General features: G+C 36.3%; 17 protein-coding genes. 10 read left to right on the plus strand and 7 right to left on the minus strand.

The window, feature by feature from the left end; translation table 11 throughout:
• Positions 1-138: 138 nt before the first annotated feature.
• Together O0955_RS16325 and O0955_RS16330 are read left to right on the plus strand one after the other, a co-directional pair.
• On the plus strand, positions 139-2,523 hold the full coding sequence (locus O0955_RS16325) for a ribonucleoside-diphosphate reductase subunit alpha (protein WP_269428629.1): 2,385 nt from the start codon (positions 139-141) through the stop codon (positions 2,521-2,523).
• A 226-nt stretch (positions 2,524-2,749) separates the two neighbouring features.
• Positions 2,750-2,992, plus strand: a complete 243-nt coding sequence (locus O0955_RS16330) for a cysteine-rich CWC family protein (protein WP_269428630.1) — start codon at positions 2,750-2,752, stop codon at positions 2,990-2,992.
• Here the strand turns inward: O0955_RS16330 and O0955_RS16335 are convergent.
• Positions 2,989-3,846, minus strand: a complete 858-nt coding sequence (locus O0955_RS16335; protein ID WP_269428631.1) for a hypothetical protein — start codon at positions 3,844-3,846, stop codon at positions 2,989-2,991. The genes O0955_RS16330 and O0955_RS16335 overlap by 4 nt on opposite strands.
• A 281-nt stretch (positions 3,847-4,127) precedes the next feature.
• Here O0955_RS16335 and O0955_RS16340 point away from each other — a divergent pair, with 281 nt between their 5' ends.
• From O0955_RS16340 to fabG, 4 genes are all read left to right on the plus strand, one after another.
• Positions 4,128-6,092 (plus strand): SPFH domain-containing protein, encoded by a 1,965-nt coding sequence (locus O0955_RS16340; RefSeq protein ID WP_269428632.1) that lies wholly within the window; start codon positions 4,128-4,130, stop codon positions 6,090-6,092.
• 132 nt (positions 6,093-6,224) lie between these two features.
• A complete protein-coding gene (locus O0955_RS16345) occupies positions 6,225-7,100 on the plus strand; it encodes a carbon-nitrogen hydrolase (protein WP_269428633.1) in 876 nt (291 codons plus the stop codon).
• Positions 7,101-7,229: 129 nt separating this feature from the next.
• Positions 7,230-8,306, plus strand: coding sequence for an agmatine deiminase family protein (locus tag O0955_RS16350; RefSeq protein ID WP_269428634.1), 1,077 nt, complete (start codon positions 7,230-7,232; stop codon positions 8,304-8,306).
• A gap of 129 nt (positions 8,307-8,435) precedes the next feature.
• Positions 8,436-9,179, plus strand: coding sequence for a 3-oxoacyl-[acyl-carrier-protein] reductase (gene fabG, locus O0955_RS16355; RefSeq protein ID WP_269428635.1), 744 nt, complete (start codon positions 8,436-8,438; stop codon positions 9,177-9,179).
• Between the two features lie 71 nt (positions 9,180-9,250).
• On the opposite strand, the gene O0955_RS16360 is transcribed toward fabG, so the two are convergent.
• Positions 9,251-9,985, minus strand: a complete 735-nt coding sequence (locus O0955_RS16360; protein WP_269428636.1) for a L,D-transpeptidase family protein — start codon at positions 9,983-9,985, stop codon at positions 9,251-9,253.
• A gap of 105 nt (positions 9,986-10,090) precedes the next feature.
• Between O0955_RS16360 and O0955_RS16365 the strand changes: the two genes are divergently transcribed.
• Together O0955_RS16365 and O0955_RS16370 are read left to right on the plus strand one after the other, a co-directional pair.
• Positions 10,091-12,175, plus strand: a complete 2,085-nt coding sequence (locus tag O0955_RS16365; protein WP_269428637.1) for a hypothetical protein — start codon at positions 10,091-10,093, stop codon at positions 12,173-12,175.
• Positions 12,176-12,187: 12 nt separating this feature from the next.
• Positions 12,188-12,799 carry a trimeric intracellular cation channel family protein gene (locus tag O0955_RS16370; protein ID WP_269428638.1) on the plus strand — a complete coding sequence of 204 codons (612 nt, stop codon included), beginning with the start codon at positions 12,188-12,190 and terminating at the stop codon, positions 12,797-12,799.
• A gap of 105 nt (positions 12,800-12,904) precedes the next feature.
• Here the strand turns inward: O0955_RS16370 and O0955_RS16375 are convergent, their stop codons facing one another.
• The 3 genes from O0955_RS16375 to O0955_RS16385 form a co-directional block, all read right to left on the minus strand.
• The gene (locus O0955_RS16375) at positions 12,905-13,201 is read right to left on the minus strand and encodes an FtsB family cell division protein (protein WP_269428639.1); all 297 of its coding nucleotides are present in this window, start codon (positions 13,199-13,201) and stop codon (positions 12,905-12,907) included.
• Positions 13,202-13,379: 178 nt separating this feature from the next.
• Positions 13,380-14,675 (minus strand): phosphopyruvate hydratase, encoded by a 1,296-nt coding sequence (gene eno, locus O0955_RS16380; protein ID WP_269428640.1) that lies wholly within the window; start codon positions 14,673-14,675, stop codon positions 13,380-13,382.
• 322 nt (positions 14,676-14,997) lie between these two features.
• Positions 14,998-15,846: a DUF2911 domain-containing protein gene (locus O0955_RS16385; protein ID WP_269428641.1), complete on the minus strand. Its 849-nt coding sequence runs from the start codon at positions 15,844-15,846 to the stop codon at positions 14,998-15,000.
• Between the two features lie 221 nt (positions 15,847-16,067).
• Here O0955_RS16385 and O0955_RS16390 point away from each other — a divergent pair, with 221 nt between their 5' ends.
• A complete protein-coding gene (locus tag O0955_RS16390) occupies positions 16,068-16,832 on the plus strand; it encodes a hypothetical protein (protein WP_269428642.1) in 765 nt (254 codons plus the stop codon).
• Here the strand turns inward: O0955_RS16390 and O0955_RS16395 are convergent.
• Positions 16,822-17,955, minus strand: a complete 1,134-nt coding sequence (locus O0955_RS16395) for an alpha/beta hydrolase-fold protein (RefSeq protein WP_269428643.1) — start codon at positions 17,953-17,955, stop codon at positions 16,822-16,824. The genes O0955_RS16390 and O0955_RS16395 overlap by 11 nt on opposite strands.
• A 166-nt stretch (positions 17,956-18,121) precedes the next feature.
• Between O0955_RS16395 and O0955_RS16400 the strand changes: the two genes are divergently transcribed.
• Entirely contained in the window at positions 18,122-20,470 is a 2,349-nt protein-coding gene (locus O0955_RS16400) for a mechanosensitive ion channel family protein (RefSeq protein ID WP_269428644.1), read from the plus strand.
• Positions 20,471-20,510: 40 nt separating this feature from the next.
• Here O0955_RS16400 and dacB read toward each other — a convergent pair whose 3' ends face one another.
• The gene (dacB, locus tag O0955_RS16405; protein WP_269428645.1) at positions 20,511-21,920 is read right to left on the minus strand and encodes a D-alanyl-D-alanine carboxypeptidase/D-alanyl-D-alanine endopeptidase; all 1,410 of its coding nucleotides are present in this window, start codon (positions 21,918-21,920) and stop codon (positions 20,511-20,513) included.

Raw genomic sequence — 21,920 nt, forward strand, 5'->3', positions numbered from 1 at the left:
GAAGCACGAAGCAATCTTAACGCAATAGCAAAAAATAAATAAAATTATAAAATGAAAGCATAACGGATAATTGAGCATATCAATTTATTCAAAACCTACTCATTTACCTTTAAACATTAAAACTAAAATCTCAAATATATGTTCGTACAAAAAAGAGATGGCCGCAAAGAAGCGGTACAATTTGACAAAATAACTGCCCGCATTCAAAAGTTATGCTACAGTTTAAATTCTGATTTGGTAGATCCTATTGATGTAGCCAAGAAGGTTATTGAAGGATTGTATGATGGTGTTACCACTTCTGAGTTGGATAATCTTGCGGCTGAAACTGCTGCATCGTTAACGACGAAACACCCTGATTATGCTTTGCTTGCATCGCGTATTGCGGTTTCCAATTTGCATAAAAACACTATAAAATCATTCTCGGGTACGATGAAAATGTTGTACGAATATTTCGACCCGAAAGCACAGAAAGCTGCTCCGCTTATTGCTGATGATGTATATGAAATCATTGAAAAACATGCAGATATTTTAGATAGTTCTATTATTTACGATCGCGATTTCGGTTTCGATTATTTCGGTTTCAAAACTTTAGAAAAATCTTACCTTTTAAAAGTTAATGGTAAAATTGTTGAGCGTCCTCAACATTTGTTTATGCGTGTTTCGGTTGGTATTCACAAAGAAGATATCGAAAGCGCTATTAAAACCTATAACTTGATGAGTGAGCGTTGGTTTACACATGCTACACCAACATTATTTAATGCAGCTACACCAAAACCTCAAATGTCATCATGTTTCTTGTTAACCATGCAGGATGATAGCATTGAAGGTATTTACGATACTTTAAAACAAACTGCTAAAATTTCTCAAAGCGCTGGTGGTATTGGATTAAGCATTCACAATATTCGTGCAACAGGATCATACATTGGTGGTACTAACGGTACAAGTAACGGCATTATCCCGATGTTACGTGTATTTAATGATACCGCACGTTATGTAGATCAGGGTGGAGGTAAACGTAAAGGTGCTTTCGCAATTTATTTAGAGCCATGGCATGCAGATGTTTTTGAGTTTTTAGATTTGCGTAAAAACCATGGTAAAGAAGAAATGCGTGCCCGCGATTTATTCTATGCACTTTGGATTAACGATTTGTTTATGCAACGTGTTAAAGATAATGGCGACTGGACCTTATTCTGCCCACATGAAGCACCAGGTTTAGCAGATTGTTTTGGCGCAGAATTTGAAGAATTATATACCAAATATGAAGCAGAAGGCCGTGGCCGTAAAACGATAAAAGCACAGGAACTTTGGTTTGCAATTTTAGATTCGCAAATTGAAACCGGTACACCTTATATGTTGTTTAAAGATGCAGCGAACAGCAAATCTAATCAACAAAATTTAGGTACCATTAAGAGTTCTAACTTATGTACCGAGATTATTGAGTACACTTCAAAAGATGAAGTTGCTGTTTGTAACTTAGCATCATTAGCCTTACCTCGTTTTGTAATTGGTGGGCAATTTGACCACCAAAAATTATATGATGTAACTTATCAGGCTACATTAAACTTAAATAAAATCATCGATCATAACTATTATCCGGTTCAGGAAGCTGAAAACTCTAACATGCGTCACAGACCAGTTGGTTTAGGTGTGCAAGGCCTGGCAGATGCATTTATTTTAATGCGCTTACCTTTTGAAAGTGATGAGGCTAAACGTTTAAATAAAGATATTTTCGAAACGATCTATTTTGCTTCAATGAGTGCTTCGCATGATCTGGCGGTGAAACATGGTCCTTACCAAACTTTTAAAGGTTCTCCATTATCTAAAGGTAAATTCCAGTTTGATCTTTGGAATGTAACACCAGATAGCGGTCGTTGGGACTGGAATGCATTACGTAAAAAGGTTGTTAAAGATGGGGTGTATAACTCGTTATTGGTTGCGCCAATGCCAACTGCATCTACTTCACAAATTTTAGGTAACAACGAATGTTTTGAACCCTATACTTCAAATATTTATACCCGCCGTGTATTAAGCGGAGAATTTGTGGTGGTAAACAAACACTTATTGAAAGATTTAGTAGCGTTAGGTTTATGGAACAACGATATGAAAAACAAAATCATATTGGCGAATGGTTCTATCCAGGCTATTGACGAAATTCCTGATTATATCAAAGAATTATATAAAACAGTTTGGGAAATTAAAATGCGTAACATCATTGATATGGCTGCCGATCGCGGTGCTTATATCTGCCAGTCGCAATCTTTAAACCTGTTTGTAAATGCACCAAATACATCAAAATTAACTTCGATGCACTTCTATGCATGGGAAAAAGGTTTAAAAACCGGTATGTATTACCTGCGTACACAGGCAGCTTCTCAGGCGGTGAAATTTACAGTAGAAAATCAGGGCGGTAAAGCAATTGAGGCGGTAATTCCGGCTGAAATGTCACAAGATCAGGTTGCAGAAGAAATCGTTGACGGACCAGTTTGTTCAATGGAAGAAGGTTGCATTAGCTGTTCAGGTTAAGGCAAAATAGCTGAATGAAGAAAGCTTAAGCGAAAACCTGCCCAATTGTCGCCATTGCGAGGCACAAAGCAATGTTAAAATCGCTTCTCATTATAAAGCAATAAAATTAATAAGGTTTTGGGCAAACGCTCAAAACCTTATTTTTTGTTTATACTTTTGCGCTAAGCTAATTAGTTCATTAGCCAATGGTTCATTAATTTCTAAAGTGCCAAACATCAATGAACTAATGACAATTGAACCAATGAGCAATACCTTAAAACATAGCGCTAAACACGAAATCATTCCCTGCGAAAGATGTAATACTGCTATTGAATGCAAGGCAAATTCTTATACCAAATGCCAGTGCAGTGTGGTACAGCTTAGTATTAACGAAGTACAATACATCAGCGAATTATATGATGGCTGTCTTTGTGCCAAATGCTTAAAAGAACTTCAGGAAGAATATCAGGAAGAACTGGGGGTTAGTTAGCGATAGGTTAACCAATCAATACCAAACAAACCTCCGTGCGTTTCAATAAATACATAATCGCCCTGTTTAAATCTTTTAAATACTTTCCATTTCATTTTTCGACGCTCATAGTTTAAATCTTTTTGCATCAAAAAATAGTATCTTAAACGTGTTCCTGGCGGATACCCAGAAGAGATAAATCTTCTTCTTATGGTGTCAGTTACCTTTTTCTTATCAAATATTCTATAGTGCTCATTACCTGATGTTGCAAATTTGTGTTTATAAATACCGCTAAAATTATTATGAATTTGTTCACTTACTTCAACCCATTTTGCAGGCTCAATAGCTTTTGGAGCAGGTACTAAATCAAAATAATAATTGTGCACATCAATACCTTCTGAACTATTATCAGTGCTGGTTAGTTCATGGTTGTCAATAAGATAATATCTTTTAGTGGCAGGTTTAGAAAAGTCGAAAGTATAATTAACCGCAAAGAAAAAAGGTAAAATATAAAAGCACATAGTAGTGAAAAACCTGTTGTGGTTATTGGGGAGCACGTGTGTGGCTACAATACAGCTGTAATAAATAAGGGTAGGTATCAACAATACAGCAAGCCCCAGCCAGTAAGAGAAATCATAAACTGCTAAAATATGCATCGTTACAAAAGCATATAGTATGGGCATAATAGACATGGTAACCATGTTGGAGCCTTCTTCCATTTCATTCTCAGTGGCTGTATAAATAACGTACCTCAAAATGGGAATACAGAAAATGATCACTATAGTGTATTTAAATCCGTTAGACAGGGGATCCTGGAGCACCAAAAATATGCATAAAGCAATACGGGTGTAAATGGAGAAAACTATTTTATTCAAAAACCACTCAACTGATTTTAGGTAAATTTCTGACCTCATAGCAATATTAATAATAGCGTTGTTTAGGGAAATACAATATACCAATAAATAATTGTTATTTAATTTTTGTGTTTTCACTTGAACAAAATGCTTTTAAATCGTTTAAACCCAAATGCTTTTTACTGGTAATTTTTTTGAAAAAAAATATGTTAAAAAAAGTAACAATTAATAGGGTGCTGTATCTATATTGTGCTCGATGAAATAAATCATCTTGTGAAAAAATTAACTAAAAAATAAATATTATGGAATCGCTCGTTTCTAATTACTGGTGGATTTTAGTGGCACTGTTGTGCGTGGTTTTATACAAATACATTTTACGTTTCTTATTCGGAATGGTTATCGTTCCGGAAGATAGAATTGGTTTAATAACCAAAAAATTTGTTCTTTTTGGTTCAGACCGGGAGTTGCCTGACGGTCGAATTATTGCAATTAAAGGTGAAGCTGGTTTTCAGGGTAAAACATTAGCCCCGGGATTATATTTTGGAATGTGGTTTTGGCAATATAGTGTTACAATGGAACAGTTTACCGTTATCCCGGAAGGTAAAATCGGGTTGATTATGGCAAAAGATGGTGCCGAAATTCCTACAGGAAACATTTTAGGACAAAGAGTAGACTCAGATAATTTTCAGGACGCTGTGAAGTTTTTGGAAAATGGTGGTCAGCGTGGCCGTCAAACTTCTTATATCACTTCCGGTTCTTACCGGATCAATACCATGTTGTTTCAGGTTTCAGTTACCGATATGATCCGGATTCAGGAAAGTATGGTAGGTATTGTAACTACTTTGGACGGTTTGCCGATTGAAGCCAATCAAATTGCTGGTAAACTGGTTGATGGACACAACAACTTTCAGGATTTTGATTATTTCATTAAAAATGGAGGTAATCGTGGCTTACAACCCCAGGTTATTCTTGCAGGTTCATATAACTTAAATCCATGGGCCATACAGCTGGAAGAAATTCCGATGACTGAAATTGCCATTGGTTATGTGGGCGTTGTAATTTCTTTTATCGGTACCGATGGAAATGATTTAACAGGTGCAGATTTTAAACATGGCAATATTGTTGGAAAAGGCTCTAAAGGTGTGTGGCTGGAGCCGCTTGGCCCGGGTAAATATCCAATTAATAAATACATTATGAAGGTAGAACTGGTACCAACAACCAATTTGGTTTTAAACTGGGCATCGGCCAGAAGTGAGGCACATAATCTCGATAAAAATTTATCAACCATTACGGTGCGCTCAAAAGATGGTTTCCCGTTTAACCTGGATGTGGCTCAAATTATCCACGTTCCAACAACCGAAGCACCAAAGGTAATTGCCCGTTTTGGTAATATGGTTAACCTGGTTTCGCAGGTTTTAGAGCCCACTATTGGTAACTATTTCCGCAACTCGGCGCAGGATAGTGATGTAATTGCTTTTTTAAGTACCCGTAAAGAACGTCAGGAATCTGCCAAAGAACACATCCGCAAAGTGCTGGATGAATATAATGTGAATGCGGTGGATACCCTTATCGGAGATATTGTTCCGCCGGAATCGTTGATGAAAACCTTAACCGACCGTAAAATTGCAGAAGAACAAAAGGTGACCTATAATACGCAGAAACAGGCTCAGGAAACTCGTCAGGGAATGGAAAAAGAAACTGCGATTGCAGATATGCAGAAAGATATTGTTAAGGCACAGCAAAGTGTTGAAATTGCCGAACGTACTGCAAGTGCAACGGTAAAAAAATCAGAAGGTGATGCCGCTGGCGTTAAACTGGCTGTAGGAGCAGAGGCTGAGGCTACAAAAATGAGGGCACATGCTGAAGCTGAAGCAACTAAAGCAAGAGCACAGGCAGATTCAGAAGCTATAAAATTAAGGGCATCTGCAGAGGCCGAACAAATTTCGTTAACAGGTAGTGCCGAAGCCGGAAAGATTTTAGCAGTAGGTAAATCAACTGCCGAAGCTTATGAGCTTGCAGTAAAAGCGCTGGGTGGCGAAAACTTTACCCGGTATAAAATTACCGAAGAATTATCTAAAGGTAATGTTAAGCTTATTCCTGATGTATTAATTGGAGGAAATGGCAATAACGGTGGTTCAGCAATGGATGGTTTACTAGGGTTGAAATTAATGGAATTAATGGATCCCGAAAAACGTAAGGAAGTTGTTGCGGTAGCTGAAATCGTAGAAACAAAACCAAAGCCTAAACAGGATAATATCAATCCTTAATCAGATAGCCAAAAGCCTCGATGAAAATTGAGGCTTTTTGGTTTTTATTCATTTCGCTTTCGAAAACAATTACATAATTATGCCGTTCTACATTTAAACAAAATAGTAACTTTGCGTTTTAATTTTTTAAGGATGAGTAAAGTAAAAGTTGGTCTGGTACAGATGACCTGTACTAAAGATAAACAGGAAAATTTAGATAAGGCAATTGTAAAAGTTAGAGAAGCCGCTGCAAAAGGTGCACAAATTGTGTGTTTGCAAGAGCTTTTTACTTCGTTATATTTTTGCGATGTGGAAGATTATGACAATTTTGATTTAGCCGAAGCCATTCCGGGTCCTTCAACTGATGCTTTATCAGTAGTGGCTGCAGAATTGGGTGTGGTTATCATTGCTTCTTTATTTGAAAAACGTGCTCAGGGTTTATACCACAATACCACAGCCGTTTTAGATGCTGATGGTAAATATCTGGGTAAATACCGTAAAATGCACATCCCTGATGATCCTGCCTTTTATGAAAAATTTTACTTCACGCCGGGCGATTTAGGTTATAAAGTTTTTGAAACCAAATTTGCAAAAATCGGAATCTTAATTTGTTGGGATCAATGGTATCCTGAAGCCTCACGTATTACGGCGCTAATGGGTGCTGATATTATGTTCTATCCAACAGCAATTGGTTGGGCAACCGATCAGGATGAAGAAACCAATCAGGATCAGTATAATGCGTGGCAAACTATTCAACGTTCTCATGCGGTAGCAAATGGTGTTCCGGTGGTTAGCGTTAACCGTGTCGGTTTTGAACAGGATGGTGCCATGAAATTCTGGGGCGGAAGTTTCGCAACTAATGCGCAGGGTAAATTACTTTATTTAGCCTCTCATGATAAAGAAGAAACTGAAGTAGTAGAATTAGACCTGAACCAAAGTGATTTTATGCGTAAGCACTGGCCATTTTTAAGAGATAGAAGAATTGACTCTTATCAGCCGATTACTAAAAGATATATAGACGAAGACTAAGCTGAAAGGTTAAAGGCCATAGCTTAAAGTGAAAAACCGTAAATTAGTGTTATACTGAGTCCTGTAGAAAGACTAAACATTTCGACAAGCTCAATGTGACACTTTTTTTAACTTATAAGACGAAAAAAAATGTCACATTTTCCTCCAAGAAAAGAGTTAAATATTAATCAATTTGATTATTCGCCAAAACAACAAGGATATTCTTTCCCTGCTGAATGGGCTAAACATGAAGCAACCTGGTTAAGCTGGCCACACAAAGAAGCAAGCTGGCCGGGTAAAATAGAAAGTATTTACAAGCCATATTGCGAATTTATAAAAGCAGTAGCAGAAGGCGAAAAAGTCCGCATTAATGTAAAAGATGAGGCAATGAAAGCATCTGCTGTTGCAGAACTGGAAAAGGCAGAGGCAGATTTAAGTCAGATTGAATTTTATTTTAACGAAACCAACGATGCCTGGTGCAGGGATCACGGGCCTGCATTTATATTAAATGGAAGTCAAAAAGCCATTGTAGATTGGGGATATAATGCCTGGGGTGGAAAATATCCACCTTTTGATCTGGATGATGTTGTTCCGACGAAAATTGCCAAACATTTTAATCTGCCTCTATTCTTGCCTGACATTGTGATGGAAGGTGGTTCGGTTGAATTTAATGGTGCAGGAACGGTTTTAACCACTACAGCTTGTTTGTTGAACGAAAATCGTAATCCGCATTTAACAAAAGAGCAGATTGAAAAATATCTTCAGGAATACTATGGCGTTGAACAGATTTTATGGCTTGGCGATGGTATTGTTGGCGATGATACCGACGGGCATATTGATGATATTACGCGTTTTGTAAATGAAGACACAGTTTTAACCGTAATTGAAAGTAATCCTTTGGATGAAAATCACCTTCTTTTAGAGGAAAACTACGAAATGCTAAAAGGAATGAAATTAAAGGATGGCAGACCTTTGAAAATTGTAAAATTACCAATGCCATCTCCAGTTATTCATGAAGATACCAGACTGCCAGCATCTTATGCTAATTTTTACATTGCAAATGCAGCGGTTATTGTTCCAATATTTAATGATGTGAATGATCAGATTGCTTTAGATATTATTCAGGGTTGTTTCCCGGATAGAAAAGTAGTAGGCATTAATTCTGTAGATATTATTTGGGGCCTGGGAAGTTTCCATTGTTTAAGTCAGCAGGAACCTGCAGTTTAAGCTGAAAAGGAAGAAAGTATTATTTAAAGAAGACTGGGAAGAGATTGACGGATTATCTAACCTTAAAAAGGAAAAATAGATATATTTGGTTTTAAACAGGCTCAGACGGACAAACAAATAAAATAACGAATGAAATTATTAGAAGGAAAAACAGCATTGATTACCGGTGCATCAAAAGGTATAGGTCGTAAAATAGCAGAAAAATTTGCCGAACAAGGTGCAAATGTAGCTTTTACCTATTTATCTTCAGTAGAAAAAGGACAAGCGTTAGAAGAAGAACTTAAAAGCTTTGGAACCCAGGTTAAGGGCTACCGTTCTGATGCTTCTAAATTTGATGAAGCTGAACAATTGATTAATGATATTGTTGCAGATTTTGGTGCTTTAGATATTGTTGTAAACAATGCAGGGATTACTAAAGACGGTTTACTAATGCGTATGAGCGAAGAAAACTGGGATGATGTAATTAATGTAAACCTTAAATCGGTTTTCAATGTGACTAAAGCGGCTTCTAAAGTTATGATGAAAGCCCGTAAAGGTGTTTTTATTAATATGAGCTCGGTAGTTGGTGTTACAGGTAATGCTGGACAAGCGAATTATGCAGCATCAAAAGCCGGGATAGTTGGCTTTACCAAATCGGTGGCAAAAGAGCTGGGTTCAAGAAATATACGTGCTAATGTTGTTGCGCCAGGATTTATCCGTACAGAAATGACAGAAGTTTTAGACCCTAAAGTGGTTGAAGGCTGGGAAAAAGATATTCCTTTAAAACGTGCCGGAGAAACTGAAGATATTGCTAATGTTTGCGTGTTTTTAGCATCAGATATGAGTGCTTATGTAACCGGACAAACCTTATCGGTTTGCGGCGGAATGTTGTAATTTAAGCTGAAAGCTTAGAGACAAAAGGATAAAAGACAAAATCTGCTGGAGTTAACTTTAGCAGATTTTTTTTATTTTACAATATATTTTCCCTTAACCTCTTTAACTTCTGAAAAACTCTTGTTTTTTTGGAAAGCATTATAACCTTGTTGCAAGGTCTTCCAAAAATTAACTTGCTTAGGAAATTGTACTGAATATTTCTTCAAATTAGCATCAGTCATTTTAAAAGGATAAATGTTAACCGGTATTCTCTCTTGTCCGGCGTTACGTGCTTCAACCCCTAAAACATACACTTCTTTAATCTTTTCATCCGTTAATGGAATACAACCAACGGTTACACAATTTCCATGAATGTAAATATCGCCCCCGGGCTTTTTGTCTTTCCCTGTTCTGGCATAATCTACATTGTTTGGGTAATTTACACCTAACGAGAGATGAAAATTGCTCATTGGATTAAAAACATTTACATAATAAAATCCTTCAGGCGTCTGGCCATCACCTTCTATAACTTTTGGACCAATAGTGCCTGAGTGCGCACAAAAATCATAGGTTCTAAATAATGTATATTTCTTATCGGTATTATTTTTCAACCAAATTTCCAGTTTGCCTTCAGTTTTATAGGCATTAATCACCATAGAGAAACGATCTCCGAAACCATCATGCTTCAGGATTTTTTTTAAGTCCGTCCATTTTTCCTTGTATGCTGTTTTAACCCGGTCGAATTTGAGTTGTTGGGCTTTAAAATCATCCTGAGCTTTAGCGCTAATGGTTAGGGATAAAAGGATCATAAAATAAAATAACTTCATAAACTTTGGTTTAAAGTAAAGCTAATAATTTCTTCGAAATAGCAAGGCGTGGTTTAAGCTTAAAAAAAATTGAAAGTTTCTCTAAAATTATCATCTTTATAAATTATGAATGGCTTTTTTTCCGGTACTTCTATTTTATTTTTTCTGGGTTGTATAGCGTTAGGCCTGTTATATGCATGGTTGCTTTATCGTGGGAATAAAAATCTTGAAAAAAAACTTCAATATATTCTTGCAACTTTAAGAGTAATAGTGGTTTCGGCCATTGCCTGGTTGCTTTTTGCTCCACTCATTAAAACCTTAAACTATACTTTAGATAAACCAATTATTATCATCGGGCAGGACAATTCCTTGTCGGCAGGACAGATAAAGACCGCAGGATTCGATCAGAAATTATATGAACAAAACTTAAAAGCCTTACAAAATAAGTTAGCAGATAAATACGAAGTTAAAACATATAACTTTTCTGATTCCGTAGCCGATGGTTTTGATTTTAAAAATCAGGGGAAACTAACTGACGCTTCAGCATTGTTTCAGAAAGTTAAAGATGAGTATACCAATAGAAATGTTGGTGCAATTATACTGGCAACCGATGGGATATTTAACCGGGGTGGTAATCCGCTTTATAGCATCAATCAAATCAATGCGCCGGTTTATACAATTGCTTTAGGAGACAGTATTCCTAAAAGAGACGTACTGATTGCGAATGTTAACTACAATAATATCGTTTACCTGGATGATGATTTTACGATTGAAGTACAGGTACAGGCTTACCAGAGTGATGGCGAAAGTACAAGTTTAACGGTTACACAAAATGGGGGTAAAGTAGAGCAACAGAATCTAGCCATTACAGGAAACGCTTTTGTAAAAACCATTCCGGTTAAACTGCATGCAGGTAAAATTGGTGTCCAGAAATATACGGTTCAGCTCGGGGTATTAAAAAATGAAATTACAGGCAGAAATAACAGCCAGACTTTTTATGTTGAGGTTATAGATGGACGACAAAAAGTATTACTCGCTGCTGCCGCTCCACATCCCGATCTGGCTGTATTAAAAGAGGCTATTTCACTTAATAAACATTATGAGGCTAAATTGGTCATGGCTGATGATTTAAATGCTGCAGACCCTGCTAATTTTGATCTGATTGTTTTATATCAACTGCCAGATGCACAAAGTACATCTAAAGCCTTTTTACAAAAACTTACAGGTTTAAATAAACCTGTTTGGTATATTTTAGGTGCACAAAGCAATGTAGCCACATTTAATCAGATGCAAAATCAGGTTAACCTTTCTTCTTTTAACGGTTCAGTGCAGGAAGTCTACCCTGATCTCGCTGATGGTTTTACTACTTTTAACTTATCTGAAGAAGAAAAGAAACAATTCTTAACCTTCGATCCGTTGCTTATGCCATTTGGCAGGTTAACGGTAAATGCAAATGCAACACCTGTTTTTAATCAGCGCATCGGAAAAGTAAGTACCCAATCTCCATTATTGTTTTTTACAGTCGAAAACGGCTCAAAAGCTGGTTATTTAATGGGAGAGGGCCTGTGGCGGTGGAAATTAGCAGAAGCTGAAAATGAAGCACCTCAATCTGTTTTAAATAATTTAATTTCCAATACGGTTCAATACCTTTCAGTAAAAGATGATAAGCGAAAATTTAAAGTGTTTACATCTAAATCAGCTTATGATGAAAACGAAAGCATTCAGTTTAATGGTACGCTTTATAATGAGAGCTATCAGCCTGTAAACGAACCGGAAGTGAACTTACAGGTGAAAAATGAAGCTGGTAAAGTTTTTAGCTATACCTTTTCAAAAACAGAAAGCGGTTATCAGCTGGATGCCGGAACCATGCCTGCCGGAAATTACACTTATATTGCCGGTACTACTTTAGGTGGGAAAAAGCTTACTGCAAGCGGAAGTTTTTATATCAATGCTTTAATTGCTGAATACCAGCAAACAACAGCTAACCATCAATTGTTAAATACAATTTCTAAGCAAAGTAATGGCAAGCTGTTTATGCCTGCTGATTTACTGAAAATTGCAGACGAAATTTTGAAGAATGAAAATATTAAAACGATAAGTTACGAAGACCGCAGGTATGATGAACTCATTAATATGAAATGGTTATTCGGATTAATATTAATTTTGCTGGGTACAGAGTGGTTTTTAAGAAAAAGAAACGGAGAATTATAAGATTCTAACCAGATGGATATAAGTACTACAGAAACGATTGAGATTTTAGGAACCATATCTTTTGCGATATCGGGTACTTTTGCGGCCATGCAAAAGCGGCTGGATCCTTTTGGAGTACTTATTATAGCCTTTGTAACATCTATTGGCGGTGGTACAGTACGTGATCTGCTGTTGGGCGACACTCCTGTTGCATGGATGCGTGATGTAAGAACCTGTTTATTGATTTTGTTTACCTCCATTGCAACCATCTTTTTTAAAACCCATATTAAAAAGTTTAAAGTAACCCTTTTTCTGTTTGATAGTCTTGGCCTTGGACTCTTTACGATGTTAGGACTTCAAAAAGGAATCGCATTTGGGCTTAGTCCGGGTATTTGTGTGGCTTTAGGAACCATTACAGGTTGTTTCGGTGGCATTATCAGAGATACACTGTTAAATACCATTCCTTTAATTTTCAGAAAGGAAGTGTACGCTACGGCTTGTATTTTAGGCGGAATCCTTTACTTTATATTAATCCAGTTTACAATAAGCGTAGTGGTGGCAAAACTAATTGTTATCGCTTTTATATTCGTGCTGAGGATTTTGGTTGTAAGGTATAAATTAACGCTTCCGAAATTCGTTTATTGAAACAGAGGAAAAAGCTAAAAGCATTAGATTGAAAGTAGAAGGCCAGATAAGTTCTTCCAGCGTTCGGGTGGACAAAAAATAAGATGGAGTATTTAAAGGGAAATTTTATTTTTTCTCTTCGTGGATAATTACATAAACATCTTCATTATCTTTTTTCATGAAGTATTTTTCGCGGGCAAATTTTTCTGCAGTATTCAGGTTGGTATTCAATTCGTTTAAATCTTTTTTAACCTGAGCCGTTTCTTTCTCGAAATATTCTTTCTCTTCCTGAAGTTTATTGGCCTGACTGCGGTACTCATACTGAGAAAGCATATCATTTTTATCGAAAAATAGCATCCACATTACAAAGGCAACTGTTGCCAGAAAATATTTATTGCGGAAAAGGTCTATTAATCGTTTCATAATATTTTTAAAAGATCGTCATTGCGATGAGGTAAATGTAAATAAAAACATCCGAAGATTTAAAATCTCCGGATGTTTTACAAATAAGTTTTTCAACTTATTAACAACTGATATTATATGTTGAAGTTGTAAAAACATCATTATCAAATGCTTTCTACAAATTCAGATCAATAAAAGCTTATTTTTTAGCGTATTTGAAGTTTTTACCGATGAAACGAGCATTTTCACCTAATTCTTCTTCAATACGCAATAGTTGATTGTATTTTGCAATCCTGTCAGAACGTGATGCTGAACCCGTTTTAATCTGTCCACAGTTTAACGCAACCGCTAAATCAGCAATCGTAACATCTTCAGTTTCGCCTGAACGGTGACTCATTACGGATGTATAACCATTAGTTTGAGCTAAAGTTACAGCATTAATGGTTTCAGTTAACGAACCGATTTGGTTTACTTTAACTAAAATTGAATTCGCTGTATCTTCGTCAATACCACGTTGTAAACGAGTTACATTGGTTACAAATAAATCATCACCTACCAATTGAACGCGGTCGCCGATTTTTTCAGTTAATAACTTCCATCCAGCCCAGTCATTTTCATCCATACCATCTTCAATAGAGATAATTGGATATTTAGCTGATAAATCTGCTAAGTATTGAGCCTGCTCTTCGCTTGAGCGAATAGCGCCTTTATCGCCTTCAAATTTAGTATAATCGTATTTTCCATCTTTGTAAAACTCAGATGAAGCACAGTCTAAAGCCAAACAAATTTGTGAACCTGGTTTGTAGCCTGCTTTTTCAATCGCTTTTAATACTGTTTCAATTGCATCTTCAGTACCTTCAAAAGTAGGGGCAAAACCACCTTCATCACCTACGGCAGTAGATAAACCTCTATCGTGAAGAATATTTTTTAAGTTATGGAAAACCTCAGTACCCCAGCGTAATGCCTCAGAGAAAGATGGCGCACCAACCGGCATAATCATAAATTCCTGAAAAGCGATAGGCGCATCAGAGTGAGAACCACCATTAATGATGTTCATCATCGGAATTGGTAAAGTGTTTGCATTAACACCGCCAATATAACGGTATAAAGGCTGACCAATTTCATCGGCTGCAGCTTTAGCAACTGCTAAAGAAACGCCTAAAATAGCATTAGCACCTAAATTACCTTTGTTTTCGGTAGCATCAAGGTCTAACATAATTTTGTCAATTGCATTTTGCTCAAAAACATCAACACCTCTAAGTGCAGCGGCAATTTTAGTGTTTACATTTTCAACTGCTTTTAAAACACCTTTGCCTAAGTATGTAGATTTATCCCCGTCACGTAATTCAACAGCTTCGTATTGACCTGTAGATGCACCGCTTGGTACAGCAGCACGGCCGAAAGCACCAGCTTCTGTTACTACTTCTACCTCTACTGTTGGATTGCCTCTCGAATCGAGAATTTGTCTGGCATGGACATTAATTATTATGCTCATTTTATTTGATTTTTGTTGATTTTTTATTCTGCTTAGTGTATAAAGTACAATTACTAAGTCTAACACCAAAGTTAATATATTTTTTAAATAAATAAAGTGTTTTGGGCGTTAATGTTAGGATAGTTTTTATCCGTTAATTTAAGGTTAATTTTAAATTAATGACTGGTTTTTGAGCAACTAAAACTTATAACTCCTTTATTAAAACCGGTTCTGCTTTTTGTGATAATGCCCGTCATCCATAAGAGGTTTGTTTTTGAGATGCTACAGAAATAAAAAAACCGCTGAATTTAATTCAACGGTTTTGAAGAGTAGTGTGATCGTTTTATTTTTTTGCCTCTGCCAGTAATTCAGAATTTAAACGTACATATTCGTCAATTTTTGCTGCTTTTGCCAGGTCAATACCCGTTTGTGCTGTAGCCTGTGCACCGGCTTTATCGCCCATTTTTAATTGTATGCGGCCTTTCCAATATTTAAACCAGGGTGCTTTCATATCCGATTTTTCGGCTTCGTTCATCCATCCTAATGCTGTTTTCAAATCCTTTCCGTTTTGATAGTAATACATTGCTGAATTAAAATAAGGTTTCTTTTCACCTTTCATTGCCTCTGCAATATTGGCCATCACCTGCTCATCAATGGATGTAGTAATGTTTAAAGCAAAAGCAGTATTCTCCCACATTAAACTTAATTGCGCCGAAGTTTCGGTAACATTGATAAATTGCATATTAAGGGTTTCAACCTTATCCTTCAACGCTATTGGTTTTACTTTTACGCGTAATATGTCGGCACTTTCCTTATAGTCGTATGCGCCCCATTGATCGGCCGTTTTGTTAAAAATAATGGTCCATTCTTTTTTGCCTGGGATACTGAACAGGGCATATTCGCCAGCTGGTAGGTCTTTGCCTTCAATTTTAACAGCATCAGTAAATTTAATTCGGGTGGCCGCATTTGCACCTGTACGCCAAACGGCTTCCATTGGTTCCATTCCGCCAAAAATTTTACGGCCTTTTACATTCGGACGGGAGTAAATTAAAGTTATTTTGCCCAACCCAAAATCCTGGATGATGGTTTGGCCGCTACTGGCCTGGGGAAATTTTGCTCCCTGAGCATTTGCAAAATCTGCTGCGCCCAAAAGCACAATAAACAGCATCACTGATTTAATCGATAATTTCATTGCTTTGTTGTTTTTGGTTTATACGAATTTAGGCAATAAGCTTCAGTTTTAACACAATTTTTAAATGTTTTATTGTCCGTATATCAAAATGTAAATAATAATTAACCTGAACATTTAAACCGTTTTTATCAGGGGAAAACGAAAATCTGTTTGATCAAAAAAACTATAATTATAATTTTATTTAGTTAATATTACGCTACATTTTAATTAGTTCTATCACATTGAATAAAAAAGCAGGCATTGGCGCAACATCAATTCTGGTTGTTTTTTTGGCATTGGGCAGAATGTTTATTGCTGACCAAAAGGAAAAAATTGAAGCTGAAAACAATAAATTAATGGAAGGCATTAGAAAAGCTTACACATTAAAGAAAAAACGTGCCGATTTTTCGATAGACAGCCTTCTGAATGCTCAGGGCAAAATTTACCTTTATACAAATGATCGTTCTGCAAAATTGGCCTGGGCACCGAATATAGAAAACAACAACTACGCTTCAGGTAAGGCTATGGTTTATGATGCGATAATGGCAGAAAAATTTGTAAATAAAAAAGATTCGCTTGGATTTTTATTGCTTTTAAAAACTGGGAGCAATGCAATTTATCCGGTTAATCAGGGCATATTTTTAAATCAAAGCGATGCAACTAAAAAACTATGGTTTGTTGGTTTGGAGGATAAAAATAAAAAGCCGGTCGATGCTGCAAAAACTAAATTAAATAGTGATGTTTTTTACACCAATTGGGGGATAGGTTTTAGTGATATTAAAGAGATAAATGTAGAAAAACTTAGCAGTACGTCCGCATTGGGGTGTATCTACCTGGCTAAAAACAGCGATAGCTTTCTTTTTTATATGGTGGGCTATCAGAAAGATAATAACCAATTGGGTATAGATTCTACAGATTTTGCTAAAGCAACAAAAGCATTTGGTCATTTGCTTCAAAAGGAAGGCATTAGGACTAATAACTTTGCTGTAAAAATGTTTAATGAGTAGCAATAAATCTATAAAAAGGTACAAATTCGCGGTGCCAAAACCATTCCGAGTGCTTACCATCCTCACGTGCTGTAAAAACAACATTTTTATTGAAACCGTCAGGATTTAAAATGGTAAACACTTTTTTCATATCAAGAATCATCGATGATCCTTCTTTATCACCTGCAACAAAAAATATCCTTTTATTCTTTAACCCGGGTAAACGTTCAGTTAAATCGGTGTAAATCTTTGGGGCCAGCCAAAATGCAGGACTAAAAATTCCTGCTGAACCAAAAACCTTTGGATATTCGGCAATGGCATACATCGAAATTAAAGCACCCATTGAACTGCCTGCAATAGAAGTATTTTTTGCATCTTTTAATGTTCTGTATTTTTGATCAATAAAGGGTTTTAAAGTCTCAACCAGAAATGCTGCGTAAGCTTTCCCTTCGCCTTTACCGTATTGACTATCGTAAGGATTATATTCTTTCAGGCGATCATTGCCACCATGATCAATTCCTATAACGATCATTTCTTTTGCACCTGTGCTGATCAAACTATCCATTACAGAATCTACTGCCCACTCGTTATTACGTGCAGGATTTGAATGAAAAAGATTTTGGCCATCCTGCATATAAATTACAGGGTATTTTTTTTTTGAATTTTTGTAGCTTTTAGGAAGATAAACCCAGATTTTTCGATATTTATTTAACTGAGGCATATAAAATGCTGAATCAACTACTTGTATGTGATCGCCAAAGCGGTATTCTTCTTTCACCTGTTTGAAATTATCGGCCCAATCGGCAATTCTTAGATCCATAACAGTATCAACATGGAGATTTAAACCTCTGTTTGCAATTGGTTTCCCATCAATCTGTGATTCCACTTTATCCCAATTTCCACGTGTAATTTTAAATTCATGATTTCCCTTTGGTAAATTCAATTCAATAAAATAAGTCAGGCTGTCTTTTTGTTCTAAATTAAAGGCTTTGTTTTTTGGATTCCAATCATTAAAATTTCCTGCAATAAATAAACTATCAACTGTTCTTTTTGAGATATGCACCGTAACATAAACTTTAACCTGTGCAGTTAAAGCAAAAGGAATTAAAGAGAGTAAAATTGCCTTAAATATAAGTTTTAGCATCACACTTAATTATAAAATTGATTTGCAAGGTATTTAATCTTAATGATATGTTAAAATACTGATTTAGTCGGTTATAAATTCTAATTTTGCATTCCCTGTTTAGGCTCACACTTAGTTGTACAGGCTATATTTAAAAGTTTATAGAAATATGTTTTTAAAAAATCTTTTGAAAAATAAGGTTCTTTCTTTTTTAATTGTAATCGTTTTATTTTCTGTTCAGCAGGTAGTTGCGCAACATAAAACCAACACAAAAGAAAAGCCTGAAACCAAAGAACTGGAAGAAAGCCAGGTGCCGGTTTTAGTGAATAAAATAGAAACTTACAATTTTATAATTGACCGGAATAAATTTTTATTGCAGCGGGGTTACGACGTAAGTAAGATTGAAAATGCCCTTCCTGATATCGAAAAAAAGATAAAGGGCTTTAAAACCAGATTTGAAAAAAACGGGCAGCAAATGAATTTACGCAGTTTAAACAGTGCAGTAATTTTATTGAGCGAGGTTTCAGATAATTTAACGGATTATAAAAAGATTCTTTCAGAATATACAGCGGAGCTGGAAAAAAGTGAAAAAGATTTAAAGAAAATTATTAACGATATTGGTTTAAAGGTTGCTGTAGAAGATTCGACCTTAAGAACGCAATTATCGGATGTTATAAACGAAGGTAAAAATGCAAATATTTTAGAGCGTAGAACGCAGACTAAAATAAATTTATTAAGCAGCCGGATTTCTGTCAACCTTTTGCAAACCAAAAATCTTTCTTCTGATATGCTTTATTTATCCATATCGAAGAAAATCAATATGTGGTCGCAGGAAGAATCTCCACTGTTTAAGGCCAAACCTAGCGAGTACGAAAGCTCATTGTTTGAGGTGGTCACTAAGGCATTAAGCCGGTCTGGGAAAATTATTGTTATTTATTTAGGTGCTAAAATCCATATTATAGTACTGAGTCTTTTGATTTTAATCGTGGTAACCGGTTGGATGATATCTAACATGCGCAGAATTAAGAAAATGGAGGATTCTGAAAGCATTTTAGCACAGGTAAAGTTTTTAAAACGAAGTGTTATTGTAGGGTCTTTAATGGGTTTCTTTACCTATATCCCTTTTTTATTTGCTAATCCAACGATGTCGCTGCTACATACCTTCGAACTGCTCAGGTTGGCAGCGCTGTGTTTTCTACTTCCACCATTTTTAACCCGTGAAGCAAGAATAATGTGGTTTACATTAACTGGCTTATGGGTTTTTTATGCACTGGATGATATTCTGTTAGATTCGGCATTTGGCGAACGATGGTGTTTATTCATTGCCGCTATTATATTATTGGTTTTGTGTGTTAAAATTATTAGAAACCGGACAAAACTTTTTATAGGTCTGGATGCTTCACCGGCAACAAAAGCACTGGTTATTTTTACAATTTTTCAGATCGTTCTGTCGATCATTTTTAACCTGACTGGTCGTGTTTCACTGGCAAAGATTTTTGGCGTAAGTGCGGTACAATGTTTAATGCTGGGCATTACTTTAAAAGTTTTTTGCACAATGGTTTTAGAGAGCATCTATTTACAAACCGAAGCTTATCAATCCAGCCGTTTTTCAGATTTTATAAACTTTAAAGAATTACAACACCGTTTTCAAACCTATTTATGGGTGATTGCTTCTGTTGTATTTTTCATTTCATTTGTTAGAAACCTAACATTATACGATTTGCTAACGAGTTCTGCTTCCCAGTTTTTTTACGAAACAAGAAGCATCGGCAGTTATAAATTCACCTTTGCCAGCATTGCCATATTTATTTGTATTATTTGGCTTTCCTCAATTATATCGAGCTTTATCAGCTTTTTCTTTGGACATGAAAAGGCGGTTTCAGGAGGTAAAAGAAGTAGTTTAAATTCTATGATGCTGCTTATCCGTCTGGCCATTTGGACGGTTGGATTTTTAATTGCGGTTGCAGCTGCAGGAATTCCTATCGACAGGCTTTCTATTATGCTGGGTGCATTGGGAGTCGGTATTGGTTTTGGTTTGCAAAATATCGTAAATAACCTGGTATCGGGTGTTATCCTGGCTTTCGAACGTCCGATCCAAATTGGAGATCAGATAGAAATTGGAACAAAAGCAGGAGTTGTAAAAGAAATTGGTGTACGTTCGAGCAAAATACACAGTGCTGAAGGTTCGGATATTATTGTGCCCAATGGTGATTTGCTTTCGCAGCATTTAATAAACTGGACTATGCAGGATCGCAGCAAAAGGGTTGAGTTTATCATTGGCGTTCCTTACAGTACTAATTTGGAAGAAGCCAGAAAATTAATTTCAGATAAACTAGCACTCAATGAAAGGGTACTTCCTATTCCAAAACCTGTTATTATTCTTCAGGATTTTGGCGAATACGCCATCGGAATCAGGGTGTTATTATGGGTTGCTGATTTAGCTGTAGCCGGAGAGGTTAGGACAGAGGCTATGATTGATGTTAAAGCTGTTTTATCTGAAGCTGGTATTCAACTTCAGGTAAGGCCATTAAGCTAATATTTTAGTATAAATTATATTGCCTGGACAAGACAAAAAATTATTTCAATTCGTCCAAAACTTTGAATAATTTTTTATTGATGCCACTGCCGCTGTAATTATTAATGTTGATCACAATGATATATTTGTTCCCATTGGTATCGGTATGGTAGCCTGCAAAGGCTGAAACATCATTTATGGTGCCGCTTTTTATTTTCATACCATTATATTCAGGTAGTGCTTTATAAAAGTCAGGATACCAGCTTTCCTTTTGAATTTGGAATAAAACACTAGCCATTGCAGCAGTTGTAATCCGGTTACCCGGAGATAAACCACTGCCATCGATAATATTTAGTGCACTTTTATCTATTCCTTTATCTGCCCAAAAGTTAATTTCTGTTTCTGCGCCTTTAGCTGTTGTAGCGGCTTTACCAGATTTTAAGGCAATGGTTTTTAAAAGGGTTTCGCCATAAAGATTAATGCTTTTCTTTAAAAACCAATAAGTCATTTCACTTAAAGTTGGTGAGCTAATGGTATTTATTTTTTGTGTAACCGCCGGAACCGCTTGATTATTTAAAGTTAATAATCTGGCAGTGGTTGCTTGCTGGCCAGCATTTATGCCTAAACGTTTTAAGGTATCTTGCAAACGGTAAGCACAATCAAAGGCCGGATCAGGCAATGCAATAGAAATTCCTGATTTGTTAATGCCCATTCCCCAGCTGCCACGCAAATAAGCCACATTGCTGTAAGGTGGTAGAAAAGCATAGGCACGGTCGCCAGATCCTGTGCTTCCGGTTTTTAGTTCGTTTACAATTTTTATATAATCGGTCTCCGGAACTGTTTTTATAATCCCAACGGCATCAGCAGTGCTATTTCCAGGCTTTAAATGTACATCAAATTGGTTTTCTCTCCAGGCCAGTCCAGAAGTTCCGGCACCATAATAGTTTCCAATATCTTGCCAAACCCAACCTTCGGGGGTAGTTTGTGTACCAAAAATACGATCATCACCAATAACTGAACCTTCAATTTTTTTGATTCCTGCTGCTTTAATGGCTTCTACCCATTGCGTTAAAACTACATTTTCTTTATTCTGATAACGATAAGAGCCAAGTGTCGGATCGCCACTGCCGGTGATAATCAAATTGCCTTTTAGAGTACCATCTGCGGTGATATTTCCGGAGTAGCCTAAAGTAGTTTGAAACTGAAAATCTTTACCTAAAATGCTAAAAGCTGTTGCTGCGGTTATGGTTTTTAAAGTTGATGCTGTAGCTAAACCAATCTCCTCGTTTTTAGCAAAAAGTATTTTCCCGGTGCTGGCATCCAATACACAAAGTGAAGTAATGGCATGTTTGGTTTGTTCATCAGCCAGCAAATTATTAAAGGCACTTTCCAGTTTTTGAATCCTGGTTTGAGAAAAAGCTACTGTATTGAGCAATAAGAATAGAAATATTAAAAATTTTTTAGACATCAT

Origin of the sequence: Pedobacter punctiformis, assembly GCF_027213715.1 — a bacterium.
Taxonomy (GTDB): domain Bacteria; phylum Bacteroidota; class Bacteroidia; order Sphingobacteriales; family Sphingobacteriaceae; genus Pedobacter; species Pedobacter punctiformis.